The organism is Leeia oryzae DSM 17879 (assembly GCF_000376945.1).
Lineage (GTDB): Bacteria > Pseudomonadota > Gammaproteobacteria > Burkholderiales > Leeiaceae > Leeia > Leeia oryzae.
In genome coordinates this window covers 17,995-34,462 of record NZ_AQXU01000010.1, presented here as the reverse complement: position 1 = coordinate 34,462, position 16,468 = coordinate 17,995, and the positions used below count along the sequence as shown (strand labels likewise).

14 protein-coding genes and 1 other RNA gene are annotated in these 16,468 nt (G+C 55.5%); 7 read left to right on the top strand and 8 right to left on the bottom strand.

Annotated elements, in window-relative coordinates:
- Positions 1 to 75 precede the first annotated feature (75 nt).
- Positions 76 to 1,035, top strand: coding sequence for a hypothetical protein (locus F552_RS20435; protein ID WP_156802184.1), 960 nt, complete (start codon positions 76 to 78; stop codon positions 1,033 to 1,035).
- Here F552_RS20435 and F552_RS18125 read toward each other — a convergent pair.
- Positions 946 to 3,324 carry a DNA internalization-related competence protein ComEC/Rec2 gene (locus F552_RS18125; protein ID WP_018149783.1) on the bottom strand — a complete coding sequence of 793 codons (2,379 nt, stop codon included), beginning with the start codon at positions 3,322 to 3,324 and terminating at the stop codon, positions 946 to 948. The two genes, F552_RS20435 and F552_RS18125, sit on opposite strands and share 90 nt — an antisense overlap.
- Positions 3,325 to 3,352: 28 nt before the next feature.
- Here F552_RS18125 and F552_RS0100670 point away from each other — a divergent pair, with 28 nt between their 5' ends.
- Positions 3,353 to 4,144, top strand: a complete 792-nt coding sequence (locus F552_RS0100670; RefSeq protein ID WP_018149782.1) for a class I SAM-dependent methyltransferase — start codon at positions 3,353 to 3,355, stop codon at positions 4,142 to 4,144.
- 57 nt (positions 4,145 to 4,201) lie between these two features.
- On the opposite strand, the gene phbB is transcribed toward F552_RS0100670, so the two are convergent.
- Positions 4,202 to 4,945, bottom strand: a complete 744-nt coding sequence (gene phbB / locus F552_RS0100665; RefSeq protein ID WP_033374372.1) for an acetoacetyl-CoA reductase — start codon at positions 4,943 to 4,945, stop codon at positions 4,202 to 4,204.
- A gap of 189 nt (positions 4,946 to 5,134) precedes the next feature.
- Between phbB and F552_RS0100660 the strand changes: the two genes are divergently transcribed.
- The 4 genes from F552_RS0100660 to hslO all read left to right on the top strand — a co-directional run bounded on the left by F552_RS0100660 (position 5,135) and on the right by hslO (position 8,455).
- On the top strand, positions 5,135 to 6,082 hold the full coding sequence (locus tag F552_RS0100660; RefSeq protein ID WP_018149780.1) for a D-2-hydroxyacid dehydrogenase: 948 nt from the start codon (positions 5,135 to 5,137) through the stop codon (positions 6,080 to 6,082).
- A gap of 124 nt (positions 6,083 to 6,206) precedes the next feature.
- On the top strand, positions 6,207 to 6,869 hold the full coding sequence (locus tag F552_RS0100655; RefSeq protein WP_026182257.1) for a class I SAM-dependent methyltransferase: 663 nt from the start codon (positions 6,207 to 6,209) through the stop codon (positions 6,867 to 6,869).
- Between the two features lie 61 nt (positions 6,870 to 6,930).
- Positions 6,931 to 7,512, top strand: a complete 582-nt coding sequence (locus F552_RS0100650; protein ID WP_018149778.1) for an Ntn hydrolase family protein — start codon at positions 6,931 to 6,933, stop codon at positions 7,510 to 7,512.
- 85 nt (positions 7,513 to 7,597) lie between these two features.
- Positions 7,598 to 8,455, top strand: a complete 858-nt coding sequence (hslO, locus tag F552_RS0100645) for an Hsp33 family molecular chaperone HslO (protein WP_018149777.1) — start codon at positions 7,598 to 7,600, stop codon at positions 8,453 to 8,455.
- Between the two features lie 95 nt (positions 8,456 to 8,550).
- Here the strand turns inward: hslO and F552_RS0100640 are convergent, their stop codons facing one another.
- Both F552_RS0100640 and ffs read right to left on the bottom strand, forming a co-directional pair.
- Positions 8,551 to 8,877 carry a helix-turn-helix domain-containing protein gene (locus F552_RS0100640; protein WP_018149776.1) on the bottom strand — a complete coding sequence of 109 codons (327 nt, stop codon included), beginning with the start codon at positions 8,875 to 8,877 and terminating at the stop codon, positions 8,551 to 8,553.
- Between the two features lie 150 nt (positions 8,878 to 9,027).
- Positions 9,028 to 9,125: signal recognition particle sRNA small type (ffs, locus tag F552_RS20240), an RNA gene on the bottom strand.
- Between the two features lie 336 nt (positions 9,126 to 9,461).
- Here ffs and F552_RS0100635 point away from each other — a divergent pair.
- The gene (locus F552_RS0100635) at positions 9,462 to 11,183 is read left to right on the top strand and encodes an AsmA family protein (protein ID WP_018149775.1); all 1,722 of its coding nucleotides are present in this window, start codon (positions 9,462 to 9,464) and stop codon (positions 11,181 to 11,183) included.
- A gap of 22 nt (positions 11,184 to 11,205) precedes the next feature.
- Here F552_RS0100635 and F552_RS0100630 read toward each other — a convergent pair whose 3' ends face one another.
- The 4 genes from F552_RS0100630 to F552_RS18120 form a co-directional block, all read right to left on the bottom strand.
- Complete coding sequence (locus F552_RS0100630; RefSeq protein ID WP_018149774.1) at positions 11,206 to 12,813, bottom strand: cyclic-di-GMP receptor FimW-related protein; 1,608 nt, start codon at positions 12,811 to 12,813, stop codon at positions 11,206 to 11,208.
- Positions 12,814 to 12,977: 164 nt separating this feature from the next.
- On the bottom strand, positions 12,978 to 14,141 hold the full coding sequence (locus tag F552_RS0100625; RefSeq protein WP_026182256.1) for a pyridoxal phosphate-dependent aminotransferase: 1,164 nt from the start codon (positions 14,139 to 14,141) through the stop codon (positions 12,978 to 12,980).
- Positions 14,142 to 14,195: 54 nt separating this feature from the next.
- Positions 14,196 to 15,149 carry an FHA domain-containing protein gene (locus F552_RS0100620; protein WP_018149772.1) on the bottom strand — a complete coding sequence of 318 codons (954 nt, stop codon included), beginning with the start codon at positions 15,147 to 15,149 and terminating at the stop codon, positions 14,196 to 14,198.
- A complete protein-coding gene (locus F552_RS18120) occupies positions 15,137 to 16,435 on the bottom strand; it encodes a S1C family serine protease (protein ID WP_018149771.1) in 1,299 nt (432 codons plus the stop codon). The genes F552_RS0100620 and F552_RS18120 overlap by 13 nt, the downstream gene beginning before the upstream one ends.
- Between the last annotated feature and the right edge of the window lie 33 nt (positions 16,436 to 16,468).

Here is a 16,468-nt window from a genome sequence, read left to right as displayed (position 1 = left end):
ACGTTGGTGTGGTTTGAGCAGCTGCCCGGCGAGGGCTGCACCCTTCAATAGGCGTTCGATTTTCACAGGTATTTTATGATGACTGACGGGCCGGACAAGGCCCTGCCTCTTTTTCAGGTGCACGTTTTGCGTGCCAACCACCCGTCCAGACCATTGGCGCTTTGGCTGTCCTACACAGGGCCACAAGCAGGTACCAATGGAGGAGGGGAGGTCTCTGCTGCCTTTTTTGATGGCGAACACAATGCCGTCTGGCACGTAAAACAATATATTCCCAACAGTTTTTGCCGGGTGAATCATGAGCATGGCGAGCTGCATCTGGATGAGTCCGTGTTGTCAGAAAACATGGCGTCCGGTTCTGCCCCTGGCAACCATTGTCATTTGTTCTGGGACTTGCAGTTACACCCGCTGACCGAACAACTGCGTAGCAGCCTGTTTACCTCGCTGGACCCTGAAGCGGTGCCTTCGCATCTGGTATTCAATGGCACGATCTGGCTGGATGGTGAACCAATCGAGGTTCGCAGCTGGCTGGGCAGCCGGATGGATGACCAGGGGCAGAAAACATTCCGCCGGCTGGCCTGGGCGCAAGTGGTCGGCTTTGATAATAACCCGCACGCCTTTTTTGAATGCTCTACCCAGCGCATGATGCTGGGCGAGAAATGGTCGCCGTGGATGAGCATGTTCACCCTGACCTACGCAGGTAACGTGTATGCGGTCAATACGCTCTGTGATGGCGTGATCGAGGAGGCCGACAACGGGACCGTGGTGTGGAGTTTTGATGCACGGCAAACCGGGATCCGGATTCACGGGCAGGTGCAGGCGCCGGCTGCCTTTTTTGCCCGGTTCAATTATCCGGGTCAGGCAGAAGAAAGCGGTCTGTTGCACACCAAGCTGGCCAACTGCATTGTCACGCTAACCCGGCCGGGCAAACCGCCAGTCACATTGTCGTCATTGCACCGGGCCTCTTTTGAAATGACCGCGGATAACTTCCGGCGTGGTACGTCCATCGTCACCTGTATGCCAATAGGTGCCCGCTAGCGCTCGCTGGCTGTCAATATGGTAGGGGACCCCCTGCCGGAAATCTGCAAATATCGCCCCGTCTTTGGCACTGATCCAGTAACGGCTGCCCTGACGTATATACCGTTCGACAATGTCCGGATGCGGGTGCCGGTAGCGATTGCGATAACCAGCCGTAAAGATGACTTCTTTGGGCGCGACCACCCGAATCCAGCTTTCTGACGAGGACGTCTTGCTGCCATGATGCCCGGCGACCAGAATGTCGCTCTTGAGTGCCGCCGCTGGATAGTGCTGCAGCATGGCCGTTTCTTCTGGTGCCTCTGCATCTCCCGGAATAATGATGCGACCATAAGGCGAACTAACGCGCAGGACACAACTTTTGTGATTGTCTTTCAGTGTTGTATCGGACAAAGCGCTGATGTCTGGTGAAAGAATATCGAACCGGACATGGTCCCAGACCCATGATTGGCCGGCATGGCAGGCAATGGATTGGGGTGTCAGCGCGTGTGCCGGGTGGGTAGCCGGCAAAGAGGAAAGCAGCCACTGACTGCGCATGGCCTTTAGCAGGCTGACGGCACCTCCACTATGGTCGTTGTCATTGTGGCTGACAATGACGCCGGACAATTGCTGTATACCCTGGTGCTGCAGATAAGGAACCAGGATGTACGCACCGGCGTTGTGCGTTTCATCCATGCCCGGGCCGGTGTCGTAAATCAGGTCGTGCGTGCGAGTTTGGATGTGCACCGCCAGCCCTTGTCCGACATCCAGAATTGCTACATGCAGTTCACCCTCGGCGGGCCGGTTACTCCAGAGCCCGCAGGCCGGTAGCAGCATCAGGATGCCGATGGGTCTTCCGGGCCAGCCCTTGGGGGACAACAGCAAAATGGCCCCAACGGTCGCTAATACCATGCTGACAATGGTGGTGGACGGTATTTGCCAGATGGCATGACTGAAGGTGGCCAACAGCGTGAGCAGCTTCATCAGCCATTCAAATAACCATTCGGCTATATGCAGGAGAGGGGTGATCACAATCCCCGCCAGCGCCAGCGGCGTGACCAGAAAACTGACAACGGGGACAGCGATCGCATTGGCGATGGGCGCAATCAGGGATACTTGCCCGAACAGATACGCCAAGCCCGGCAGCAAGCCGATAAACAGTGCCCATTGGCTGTGCAGCCATACGTGCCATTTTCCTGCAGGTTCCAGCCGCCCAGTGCCAATCCAGAGCAGGCATGCCACTGCACCAAACGATAACCAGAAGCCGATCGACATGGCGGCAAACGGATCGAGCAGTAGTACCACCCAGAGTGCCGTCGCCAGTAGCTGGGCGGGCAGAATGGTTAAGCCCTGCCAACGGAGCAACCCCACCGTCAGCAGCATGTATAAGGTACGCTGCGCCGGGACCGATCCGCCAGAAATCAGCGTATAACCCAGCGCCGCCAGCATGCCGGCCACGATACCCGTCTGTTGGGCGGGGCGCCAGTTGCAGAGGCGGGCGGAGCGCCGCCAGAGCCAGCTGGTGATCATGCTCATTAGCCAGGCCATCATGGTGATGTGCAAGCCGGAGATGGACACCAGATGGGTAATACCGGTTTTACGGAACAGGTCCCAGTCTTCTGGCCGGATGTTGTTCTGGTCACCGATGGTTAGCGCAAGCACAATGGCGGCATAAGGTGCATGGTTCAAGGTATTTTCGATACGGTTCCGGATGTGCTCCCGGAAGGCATGAAGACGTGCAACGGGATGCCAGCTATGGCCCGTCAGGCGGGACTGGGCAGACAAGACATAGCCAGTGGCACCGATATGCTGGCTGAACAGCCAGGCTTCCCGGTCAAACACGCCGGGGTTATAGGTGCTGTAGGGTTTTTTCAGTTTGACGGTGAGTTGCCATCGCTCTGCCGGATGCCAGTCCAGGCGCTGGTTGCCAAACTGGTTGCTGGAAGACAGTCGCAGAATGGCCGGTATATGCAGTTGCGCTTGCGTTGCCGCATCCACCCGAAATAAGGCCGTGCTGCCGTCTTCGCTGTTGGCCGGCAGGGTCAGGACCGTACCGTGGATAGGCAGCTTCTGACCTTCCAGTGAAGCTGGAAGCTGGTCATGCAGATAATGATGGGCCCAGATCAGGCTGTTGGCGAACCCGAGCAGCATCCCGACCACAAAAATGGCGACGGATGGACGTGTTCTGTGCGACAGCCATGGCAAGAGCAGGGCAACAACCGGTAAAATGGCCAGTCCCCACAGGGGCGGCAATACGGATTGTGATTGCAGCAGTAGTGTTCCCAGTAACCAGCCTGTTGCCCAGCAGCGCATAGCATTCAATTTTATGACAAATGCAAATATGATAACTGATTTTTCCAAAGACTTATTGCTGCATGCGGCTGCGGGACATGAAGCGGCAGCAACCGTCTGCGCGCAAACCTATGGTTTTACCCTGGTGGCGTCCGTGCCTGAGGATCAGCCGCACTGGCTGGTGCTGGATGAACAAGGGCTGGCTTTGCATTCGGGCGGTCCGCAAGCGCCCGGTCCGCTGCGCGTAGATTTTGTCGAGGGGGCGGCCGCGCATCGGCGCAAGTTTGGCGGCGGGCGCGGGCAACCGGTGGCCAAGGCCATCGGGCTGAAAGGGGACTATCTGCCGCATGTGCTGGATGCAACGGCGGGTCTGGGCGGAGACAGCTTTGTGTTTGCCACGCTGGGCTGTCAGGTCACCCTGTGCGAGCGCACAGCGCTGGCGGCGGCTCTGCTGGCGGACGGGTTGGCGCGGGCCATGCAGAATGAAGAAGTTGCCGAGATTGCCGGCAGAATGACCCTGCAGCACGTGGATGCACATGCATTTCTGGCCAGCCAGGTAGATGCTGCGTTTGATGTGGTGTTTCTGGACCCGATGTTTCCGGAAAAGAACAAGACCGCCAAAGCCAAAAAAGGCATGCTCGTATTCCAGCACTTGTTGTCTGGTGACCCGGATGCCGATGCCTTGCTGCAATCAGCCAGGCGCGTTGCGGGAAAGCGTGTGGTGGTAAAGCGTCCCAAGGGTGCCCCGTTTCTGGCGGATAGTAAACCGTCCGGTTCACAGGTCGGCGAAAGTACCCGTTTTGACTTGTATGCCCCTCTCAAACCGGCGGCGGAGCAATAAAAATGCCGGGTGAAGCACCCGGCATTTTCAAGATCACGACTTGGCGTGATACAACCCTTACATCATGTGCTGGCCGCCATTGATGGCAATGTCCGCACCTGTCATAAAGCCGGCCTCGTCACTGGCCATGTAGGATACCAGTGCGGCGATTTCTTCCGGCTTGCCAAGACGGCCCACAGGAATGCCAGCAATAATCTGGTTACGTACTTCTTCTTTGACTGCCATGACCATGTCAGTGCCGATATAACCGGGGCTGATGGTGTTCACGGTAATGCCTTTTTTGGCCACTTCTTGCGCCAGCGCCATGGTAAAGCCGTGCATGCCAGCCTTGGCTGCCGAGTAGTTGACCTGGCCAAACTGACCCTTCTGGCCATTGATGGAACTGATGTTGATGATACGGCCCCAGTTTTTCTCCAGCATGCCATCCAGTACCGGCTTGGTCACATTGAACAAGGAATCCAGATTGGTCGACATGACCGCATCCCAGGCATCCTTGGTCATTTTGCGGAATGTGCCATCACGGGTAATACCGGCATTGTTGACCAGTACATCCACGCTGCCGAGGGTGGAAATGATGGATTGAATCGCCGCCGATGTTGCATCGGTATCGGTTACGTCACATTGAAAAGCATGGAATTGATACCCTGCCGCCGCCTGGCTTGCCAGCCATTCGGCTTCTTTACCCGGCCGGCTGTAAGTCGTTGCGACGGTGAACCCTGCATCTGCCAGCTTACGGCAAATGGCTGTTCCTATCCCCCCCATACCACCTGTTACTAATGCTATTTTTTTTTGTGCAGTCATGTAGTTTCTCCAAACTTTGTTTTAGTCGTCTATTGTGCGTGCGTATGCTCTCGCCGCAGGGTGGAGGCCCCAATTTATCCTAGCACGCAACTATGACAACTGAAAGGCAAGATTTCACTCAACGCGGGGCAAAACGGGAAAAAACTTTGTGTTATCCTCCGCCAAAGAATTCACTCTGAGAATGTTGCCATGCACCACATCGTTTTTCTGGACCAAGGCTCTTTGCCGATGGTGTTAAAACCGCTGCAAAGCCCTCATACCTGGCATGATTACCCGCAAACCGGGCCGGAAGACGTGGTCAGTCGTTTGCAGGGCGCGACAATTGCTGTCGTGAACAAGGTTCGGCTGACGGCAGAGATCCTGGCCAGCCTGCCAGGCTTGAAAATGATCGCCATTGCCGCCACCGGGTCAGACAATATTGACCTTGTCTACTGTAAAGCCCATGGCATTGTTGTCAGCAATATTCGCAACTATGCGTTAGATACCGTGCCAGAGCATGCGCTGGCGATGCTGTTTGCCCTGCGACGGTCGCTCCCCGGCTGGCAAAAGGACATTGCCGCAGGCAAGTGGCAGACGTCCCCACACTTTTGCCTGTTTGATTATCCGATTCTGGATATTGCCGATAGCACGCTCGGCATCATCGGCAGTGGCAGTCTCGGGCAGTCGCTCGCCAGAAAAGCGCAAGCACTGGGGATGAAGGTTCTGTTTGCCGACCGAAAAGACGCGACGATGATTCGGGACGGGTTCACCGCATTTGACGATGTCTTGCAGCAAAGTGACGCGATCAGCCTGCATTGCCCGCTCACGCCGCAGACCAAAGATCTGATGGGGGCGCGCGAGTTTGGTTTGATGCGGGCGCATGCCATCTTGCTCAATACCGCACGCGGAGCGCTGGTACATGCCGATGCCTTGCTGGCGGCGCTACGCACCGGGCAGATTGGCGGTGCAGGGATTGATGTTTTGCCAGAAGAGCCGCCAAGGCAGGGACATCCTTTTCTGGACGCGAACTTGCCGAATTTGCTGGTCACGCCACATGTGGCCTGGTCAAGCCAGCAAGCCATGCGCAAACTGGCCGACCAGCTGGTAGACAACATGGATGCTTTCATTGCCGGGACACCCCAAAACCGGCTGGCCTGACACCGCTTGGTTGCGAGACATTTCCCAAAAGTTACATTTGTATGATGCCGGCAAAACTTCTACACTGAAATCAGACAGTTTTCCGGCCCTCTTGATCACCCGACAACAAGACGAGGAAGCGAACATGACGCAGAAAACGCTTACGCTAACCGAGCCACTGTACAACTACTTTCTAAAACACTCCGTCAAGGAGCATCCCCTGCAGACCAAACTGCGGGAAGAAACCAGCGACATGGTGATGTCGCGTATGGCCACGGCACCCGAGCAGGGGCAATTGCTGGGGTTGCTGGTCAAGGCGCTTCAGGTCAAGAAGTATCTGGAAATCGGCGTATTTACCGGAAGTAGCAGTCTGGCGGTCGGGCTGAACCTGCCGACTGAAGCCCAGATTGTGGCACTGGAGCGCAAGCAGGAATGGGCCGAGATTGCCCAGGTGTACTGGGAAAAAGCCGGGTTTGCCGATCGGGTGGATTTGCGGATTGCCCCGGCACTGGATAGCTTGAACGAATTGCTACAAGAAGGTGCCGCCGGTACGTTCGACCTGGCGTTTATCGACGCGGACAAGCCGCATTACCCGGAATACTTCGAGATTTGCCTGCAACTGGTACGCAAGGGCGGGATGATCATTATTGATAATGTCTTCTGGCACGGTAATGTGGTACGTGACGACCATAACGATGTGGATACGGAAGCCATGCGCGCATTCAACCGTAAAATCTATGAAGACGAGCGGGTGCAGATTGCCATTGTGCCCGTTGGGGATGGCATGACGCTTGCCTATGTGCGTTAGGTTCGTGTGCTGTCCGGCGGTTTCGGTTAGAATTGCTTTTTGGTAACGGACAACGAGATATATGACCACTATTGTTGTGGTGCGTAAGCACAATCAGGTTGTCATCGCGGCGGATAGCCAGTCAACGTTTGGAGACACGCGGATATCGTCCGGTTTTGATGCCGCCTGGAACAAAATATTCAACATCAAGCAGAACCTGATCGGTATTTCCGGTTCTGCTGCGCATGATCTGGTGATGCAGCAGCTGCTCCGCAAGCAAAAAGCACTGAATCTGTCTAGCCGGGCAGAAATTTTTGATACTTTCCGAAAACTGCACCCGAAACTCAAGGACGATTTTTTCCTGAATCCCAAAGAGGAAGAAGACGATCCTTACGAGTCTAACCACATGTCCATGCTGATTGCCAATGGACACGGGATTTTTGGTGTGTTTTCCATGCGCGAAGTTTACGAGTACACCCGTTTCTGGGCCATAGGCAGTGGTCGCGACTTTGCCATTGGCGCCATGCATGCCATGTACGACAAGCTGGATACCGCAGAAGAAATTGCCAGGGTGGGTATCGAAGCCGGTTGTACCTTTGACATCAGTTCCAGCCTGCCGATGACGCTGTATTCCGCCAAACTCGAACAACCGGCCAACCCGTAAGGGACGTGCAGATTCGCCGTCCGGATTAGATAAAGACAGGGTATTGCCAGCATGAAAGGCAATATCGCAAGAAAGCAGAAGCAAGATGAGTGATCAATTACAACGCTTTATTTTTGACGATGCACCCGCGCGTGGTGCAATTGTCAAACTCAACGATGCCTGGCTGGCGATCAAAATGCGCCATGACTACCCGGCAGGTTTGCAGCAGGTGCTGGGGGAATTGCTGGCAGCTAGTGCCTTGTTTTGTGCCAACCTGAAATTTGAGGGTAGCCTGATTTTGCAGATTCAGGGAACCGGCGCTCTCAAATTGGCTGTGGTTGAATGTACGCATGACCATGTGGTGCGGGCAACCGCGAAGTGGGAAGGAGATCTGGCGGGGCAGACCTTGCGGGAGATGGTGGGTAACGGGCAGTTTGTCATTACCATCGACCAGCCCGGGGTTGCTCAACCTTACCAGGGGATCGTGCCGCTGGAAGGTGATACCGTCGCCGAGATTCTGGAGGCTTACATGCAACGGTCTGAGCAGGTAGATACCTGCCTGACACTGGCCGCCAATGACGAGTTCGCCGCGGGCATGCTGTTGCAGAAACTGCCAGACGGACATGGCGACCCGGCTGAATGGGAGACTGTGAAGCACTTGGGGTCTACGCTGAAAACCGACGAGCTGCTGCAGCTACCGGTTCAGGATAGCTTGTACCGCTTGTTTCACCAGTTTCAGGTCAAACTGCTCACCACGTCTGCTGTCGAGTTTGGCTGCCGATGCTCGAGAGAGAAGGTGGCTGGCATGCTGAAGATGCTGGGTGAGGAAGAAGTCGTCGGTGTATTGCAAGAGCAGGGCAGCATTGAGGTGGGGTGCGAGTTTTGCAATACCCGTTATGTCTTTGATGCTGCGGATGTTCAGTCCATTTTCTACCCTGTGTATGAACAACCGACTGCGCATTGAGAATGCTATGTACCTGCCCGGTGCAGGTACAGCGTGACATAGCAAAAAGCCCATTCTGATGAATGGGCTTTTTGTTTGGCGATTCAGAGACTGGCTTACAGTTCTGAGTCTGCGTCTAGCTGGACATCGCTTCCAGATTTCCAGCTTTTCGCTGCTTTTTTCAGTTTTTTGTACAGATCCGGGTGCTGTTCGCGCAAGAACTCGACAATCTCGAAGTCTTCGCGTCTGACTTTGGTCAGATCCAGATGTTCTACGTGCACCAGACGAAGCAGTTCGCGAACCGGCTTCGGAATGTTGCGACCGCTTTCGTAGCGAGAACCACCACTCTGGGTCACACCGATTTGTGTCCAGAATTCTTCCTGGTTCAGGCCAAGCTTCTTGCGAATATCGCGTGGATTCAGGATTTTTTCAAATAATTTCATGGCGATGTCCCTTGATCGACTAGTTACCATTCAACACTTAACATGCCTGCCGAGTGGTGTTATTGATAACTCGTATATCAGGCACCCATGATCGTATACGTATATATAGATCATGATTGCGCTAAATGCAAGTAAATAATATGACGTCGGGGTGGTGAGCCGTTCCCCCGGCACTTGCAGTTAGTAGTTATGGCTGCTTCCTTCCGGACCTGACCAGATTCCCACCTTGCAATGCGAGGCGGCCCACCATTGAATCAAGCCAGCAATTATCAGTGCAATTGTAAAAAAAAGCAAACTTATTTCATATGTATATGCTAGGCCCGTCATTCTCAAGCCTTTGTCATGATTGGGCTTTTTGGTGCTATGCTGGATTATGGACCTGTGTTTGCATCTCCGGATAATCCGGGAAGCTCTTGAAGACATTGTACTTATGTCTAAAATGGGGGTTAAATGCATTTAACCGTCTGCAATTGACTGACTGATGGGTTTTTTACGGGCATGCCGGGGATGGTCACCATTGACTTATGTGCTGTTTAGCAGGTACCACCCGCCGGGATAACCAGACATCTTGAGAGAGTGAATCCATGGATTTTCAGCAGGATCTTGTCTTTGTCAAAACATTGCAGGGCGAAGAAGAAGTTCGCTCCCGCTCACTCCAGCTGGACAGAAGTGCCCGTTTGGTGCTGATTCTGGTGGATGGCGTGATCAATGCGGCAGAATTGATACAGAAACTGCCCGGGACAGACAACGTACCCGGTCTGCTGACCTCGCTATGGCGAGATGGGCTGATTGAACCGGCTGTCAAGACGGATGGGTTGGCTGATACAAAAGAGCCGCGCTCCTCTACCGACTTCCCGGAGTTGCCGGTGGATATTTCTGCACTGGCCGGCACCATTCACGAATTGCCCGCAAGGGAAACCCGTATCGAACCCATGCTGTCTGCCGCCGCGGCCAATGCAGAACAGCCCGAAGTCGAGCCTGTTGATGCCGTACCGGATGCGCCTGTCTATGCGCCGCCCAAAGCGCTGGAAGATGAGAAACGTACGCCGGTACGCTCTGCTTTGCAAGATGCCTCGCTGTGGGTGCACGGGCAAACCGAGCGCGTTCATGGCGTCTACCGCGGCCTGGTGTGGGCACTATTTGGCGGGCTGATCTTGGCGGTTGTATCTTCTTTTGTGCTGCCTTGGGTGCCGTTGCCGATTCACCCCGATTTTCTCACACACAGGGCCACGCAGTTATGTGGTGCCGGTGCTAACTATGATTCAACCAAGCTGTCTGTCTGGCCAAGCCCGTCCGTTGCTGCCTTGGGCATGACGGAAACTGGCTCATGCCCGGCCCTGGGCGAGGCGCGCTTCATGTTCTCCTGGTCTAGCTTGTTGCATGGCGAGCCACAAATCACAGGTTTGCAATTCCGTAATGCGGAGGTGTCTGCCAGCCATGCACTGGACTTGTTTGCCAGGCTGTCGCTCACGTCTCTGGGCTTGAAAGAAGGGACCGTCATTTTGTTCAATGACGTGAACCTGAGCTTTGTGGCTTATCCGGTGCTGGGGTTGTCGGGAGAGGCCAAGGTGGTGAACGGCCAACTGAATGACCTGGTCTTGACCGATCATGATGCGTTGCACCGGGTGAACCTGGCCCAAGCCAGAGGCAAGGTGATGGTCAAACTGGATATCAAGCAGTTGCAAATGAATGACACAATGCTGACAGCGCTGGAATTTGACGGACTGGATGATCAGAGCGGATATATTCTGGGCAAATTGAATGCAGAGATCGGCAGTGGCCATGTCTCCGGACTACTGAACCTGATGCCAGGCGGGAACCGCATCAGCGGGCGCCTGCAATTAAAAGGGGTGCCGCATGACGCCTTGCCACTGGATGCCTTGAGTATTTTCAATGAGGGCGTGGTAGACGGTGATATCAATATTCTGGCCAACAGCGCACCGGTATTGCAGGATGCGCTGGACAGCCTGTCGGTGGCGGGACGTTTGCAAATCCGGGACGGTAGTCTGACCGGGGCCGACTTGCTGGAGGTTGCGCAAAGTGGCCGCTCCATGTTTCAGGCAGGGGGGCGGACATTGTTCTCAAATGCCGCTGCCAACCTGGTGTCTGACAAGAAGGCCTGGAAACTGGAAGGGTTTGCCTTGCAAGGCGCGGCCATTGAAGCAGCAGGCATGCTGGAGCGCGCCGGCAAAGGGCCGATTACCGGCAGCCTGTCGTTACAGTCTGCCAAGCTGCGGTTGCCGAAATCGGCCTGGCGCGTCAATGGCGAGCCCGGTACCTGGCGCTTTAACCGGATAGGCGGCTAAGGCTGGCACAGGCTTGGCAGGCTTAGCCTGTCACGGGCAGTTTTTCGATGACACGGAATGAAAAACGCTGATAGCCGGCATGGGCACTGCGGTCTCTTTCCAGCGTGATGCGGTAGCGCTGATTACCGGATGACAGTACATAGTGCTGGCCAGAGTTGCCGAGCATGGCTGGCATCAGCAATGATCTGGGCACGCCCAGTTCTTTGTCTTCGGTCAGGTAAATGGCTTCTTGCGGGTAGGGCCAGGTGTCATGGGCAATGGATACCAGCCTTGCCTGATGGGTAAACAGTTCGATGCCAATTTTCAGCAGGTTGAATTTGTGAATGCGGCGCACCACCCCCAGCATATAAATATTGCTTCTTTTCAGACAAACCAGTTCGCCAATCTTGACCCCTCTGGGGATTTCTCCATCTGCCACAATCCCGATGCCACTACGGCTTTCATCTTGCAAATGCCAGCGGGTCTGGTCGGTATCGTCTTCAAACAGGGGGGCATCGGTTTTGCCGGTGAGCGGGGCGCCCAGGCCACGTCGTTGCAAAATGGCATAGCCAACGCTGGGTGCTGCGGGCGTTTGCTCGGCGTATTTGTCCTGCATCAAATGCATGATGCCTTTTAAGCCAAATTTGACGATGGTGGGCTGGTTGATGGGTTTACGGTCAAACTTGCGCGACGGATAAGACGATTTTGACCAGCACTGTATGACTTTTTCCAGTGCGTCGATATCCGTCGACACATTAAAGCTGGTCCCGAGGGACAAGCGGGCAGGCGGTGTGCCTTCATGCAGCTTTGTCAACGTGGCTTGCAAGGCATCGGCCAGGGGCTGGGTTGCCAGAAAACGGTACCCGGCATCAATCATGTTGCGTCTTAGCCGGTGTGCGGGCTGATGGGCTTCCAGATTGATGGCGTACACCTGTTTTAATGGTTGTATCTCGGTTTCCAGCGATAAAACTGACAAGTTATCTGTTAGCCAGCTATCCAGCGCATCAATCTGCTGTGGCATCAGGGTTTCCGGCTGGGACAAACTGAGCAGATGCGGCCTGAGAAACAAGGCCTCGCAAGAAACCTGCTTGCCATGCAACTGCAGTGCGTGTGTCTCGACATTTTCCTGCTCGGCCTGCAGATAGAGGCGGTCCAGATTTCGCCAGATACTGTCATCCACCGGGCTGTAGAGCACCATCTTCCATTTGGCTTGTTCTGCAAACCCCTGCATGGCCCGCAAGATGATTTCTGGCAGGATGTCTTGCAGGTGTTTGCCGCCCTTGCGCTGGATATCATGCAAGACAAGGCGGTAGCCATCGGCGAGCAGCTGCCAGAAGACCAGCATGGTCTGGATCATCTGCTTGCTGCTGCGCGGCTGTTGCGCCAGGTCGTACAGGGCTTCTTCGGCGATGCGCTGCTGGATGTTCTGTGCCTGGTCGTCAATCAGCTGCAGGGTTTTGAAACGGTCTTTGGGGGGCAGGTTGTGGTCGTCATTCAGCGCCTTGAGGGTCTGACGGATGGTGTGGTGGGCGCTGGCGGTATCATGGGCGGACAGCTGTCGCATCATCTGGGTGACGGAATCCAGACTGGTCACCGCGCTGGTTTTGTTTCGATTCAATAGTGCTGACAGCAATCCCTTAAATTCGACCATGATTGTCCGGATACTTTCTGTTTGCAGTCCCCATGGGAAACGCAGGTTGGTTAAACGCGGGCTTCTAGTTTAACCATCTTAGGCGCAACTTTTGGGGACGGCAAGACCATTTCTTGATACGGGAAATCAGGCTGTCAAAACCTCTGCCTTTAAGACCGGAATGCTTACGTGCGGGTGATACGTCCCAGTCTTTCTACCGCCTCGACCAGTCGATGGGTATCTGCCGTGTAGGCAATCCGGATGTGTTCATTGGCACGATAGCTGCCAAAATCCAGGCCCGGTGTCAGGGCGATGCCGGTTTCTTCCAGCGCACGGTAGGCAAACTGGTAGCTGTCGTCGGTGATGCCGGTACAGTCTGCGTACACATAGAATGCACCTTCCGGTTCGCTGGCAACCTTGAGTCCCAGCTCGGTCAGCAGCGGGATCAGCGTATTGCGGCGCTCGGCAAAGACATGGCGGCGTTCTTCCAGCAACTGAATGGTATCGGGGGCAAAAGCAGCCAGCGCGGCATATTGGGCTGGCGTGGGCGCGGAAATGAAAATGTTCTGCGCCAGGCGTGTGACCGCATCCAGATAAGCTTCTGGTACCACCAGCCAGCCCAGGCGCCAGCCTGTCATCTGGAAGTATTTGGAGAAGCTGTTGATCACGAACAGGTCTTCCGACAGCGCCAAAGCGGTTTGTGCCTCTACGCCATAAGTCAGCCCCTGGTAAATTTCGTCCACAATCAGCCGGCCATGGCGGGCCAGACAGGCTTCGTTAAGGGCCTGGATTTCTGCCGGGGTGAGTAGGGTGCCGGTCGGGTTGGCCGGGCTGGCCACCAGCGTGGCAACCGTCTTGTCGTTCCAGTGCTGTGCCAGATGATCTGGTGTCAGCTGGTACTTGGTCTCCGGGCCGACCGGGATATTGACCGGCAAGCCTTCCAGCAAGCGCACAAAATGGCGGTTACACGGATAGCCCGGGTCGGTCAGCAAGACTTCGCTGCCTTGCGACACCAGTGCACCCAGTGCCAGCAACAGCGCACCAGAGGCGCCGGAGGTGACGACAATGCGGGACGCAGGTACGTTTACCCCGTAATGGCTGGCATAAAAGCCGGAAATGGCTTCACGGAGCGCCGGAATGCCCAGCGCTGGACTGTAACCGGTGTGGCCGTCCTGCAAGGCTTTGATGCCTGCCTGAACGATGGTGTCCGGGGTACGGAAATCCGGTTCGCCGATTTCCATATGAATAATGTCACGCCCGGCGCTTTGCAGTTGCTTGGCACGCTCCAGCAGTGCCATGACCTGAAACGGGGCTATATATTCCATACGTTCTGCGAGGGGGAATTTCATAAGTATCCTGTGATCAACATGGGGGGAAGGCTACCGGGCGATGCGCCCGGCACATCAAGGCGCATCGTGAGCGGATTTGGCCAGTGACTGGGCATCCTGTAAGAATTCTTCCAGCGATTTTTCCGGCGTCAGCCGCATTTTTGGGGGTAGCAGGGTGGTATCGATATCCAGCGCTTCATTGGCGGTCAGTCCTTGCGCGTAATCGCTCAGCAGCCAGCCGCACCAGAGCAGGGCGGCAAAGCCAACACCGGTTTTCCCCAGCGTGCGCATGCTGAGCTTGCTGGCCAGGCGCAGGTGCAGGTAGATCAGCAAGCCAAGCCCGATACCGGACAACAGCAGGTCTAGCCAGGCGGCAAACGCAGGGGCATTGAAGGCAAACGCAATAAAGTGCTTAAGCGTGAGGACCAGCATGGTACTCAGGAAAGCCAGCCCGCCAATGGTGCCATGGGCAAAGAACAGTGCACGACCGGTAAATACCCGGCCAATGGTGCCCCAGATGGCCGCCCACAACGGCAGGCCGATCAGGATGGGGGCCAGGGTCAGCAAGATGTCCGGCAGGGCTTTGGGTGCGAAGCTGTTCCAGTAGCCTTCAAACGAGGCCTCGCTCAGGCACAGGGCAAACACCAGCAGGAAGATCCAGCTGCGATTGAGAATGGGGCGGGGCAGGCGTACGCGGTCCAGCGGACGGGTAGGGGCCAGCCGGGCGGACGGGGTACGCAGGCGGATTTCGGTTTCGCCCAGCCGAATGTTGAGTTCGTCACTGAACGTGGTCTGGCGGACACGCCGGTCTTCAGACCAGGAGCCGTTTTCACTGTCGCAGTCCAGTACCTCTACCTTGCCGTCCGCGTTGGACTGGATGGACAGGTGCAGCAGAGAAACGGTTGGGTCATCCAGAATGATCTGGTTGTGATAATCACGGCCAATGGTGGCCGGAAAATCAGTCAGCTTGTGTCTTTCCAGTACTTTGCCGTGGGTATCCAGGACCTCCACAAATACTATTTCTGCCATGCGAAGGCTCCTGCAAACTGATACGCCAACTTGCTGGCATTGGCAAAGCTCACGCCGGATACCTGATAGCTGCTTTGCAGGCCTTCGTGGTTCTGGTTGAGGGTGGCAATTTTCAGAATCATGTCAAACAGTCCGGGCAGGCGCTTGTAGCTGCGGACGCACAGCGCCAGTTTCATCTTGAGGCCATTGCGGGCGACAAAGTCTGTCTTGCACTCGAACTGCCCCATGTCTTCCGGCGGCCCGCCCATATCGTTGTACGGACGCTCGAAAAACTGCTGGAACAGGTTGTAAAAGCGCAAGGTATTGAGCTTGGGGGCACTGATGTAGTCGTGCTGGAACTCCAGCTTGCCGGTGCTGTGTTCGCGGTAGAGGAACAGATCATCTTCACTGGAACATTGTTGTGAGAAGCGCTGGTAAATGGCGGAAATCTGCTGGTCGGTATCGGCCCAGCATTTGCTGAAATCACCCAGGGTCACGGGTACGCGGTAACCATGGAAGTTGGCGGTAGGCAAGGGCTGCCGGGTAATGGACGCGACAATATTGGCCTGGTTATCCAGCAACTGGCGGCGCAAGGCTTCCAGTGCCGGCATTTTGCCGAGTGGCGGTTGCTTGAGCAGGCGCAGGGCAAAGACGGATGGGACCAGAAAGCCGATCTGATTACCGGCGGTTGCCACATTGATGCCGACCACCCGGCCGTCGGGCAAAATGGCCGGGCCACCACTCATGCCACTGTTGATGGCGCCAGTGTAATGGATTTTTTCATACAGGCTGCCGGACAACAGGCCGTTGTAAGTGCCTTCGACAATGGTAAAACCCAGGTCATGCGGGGTGCCAATGGCGTAGACGCGGCTGCCTTTGGGCTGCGGACGCGGGTCGATGTCGAAAAACTCCGGGCTGGTTTTGCCGGTAGACACAATGGCCAGGTCATGAACGGCATCAAAATTGACCAGTCTGAGCGGACGGGTTTCACCATCTCCAAAATAGACCTCGCCGCGGTACAGGTCTGGCCGGAACACCAGGTCAGAAATGACATGGTAGTTGGTAATGATCAGCCCTTGGGCGTTAACGATAAAGCCGGATCCCAGCGATGCTTTGGTATTGGCGCTTTTTTCCAGAATGCGGATCTGGGCAATGCGCTGTTTGCTCTGGGCAAACACGGTTTCGGTGCTTGGGGCCTCTTGAGCGCTGGCAAAAACCGGCACGAAACTTATAATGCAGATGGCTAACCCTGCCAGCACGGAGAATAAGGAAGAAAAACGGGTGGCCATCATCAAAAAAAGATTCATTTAAAGATCATATTGTAGCTGTTTCCTGTTTAT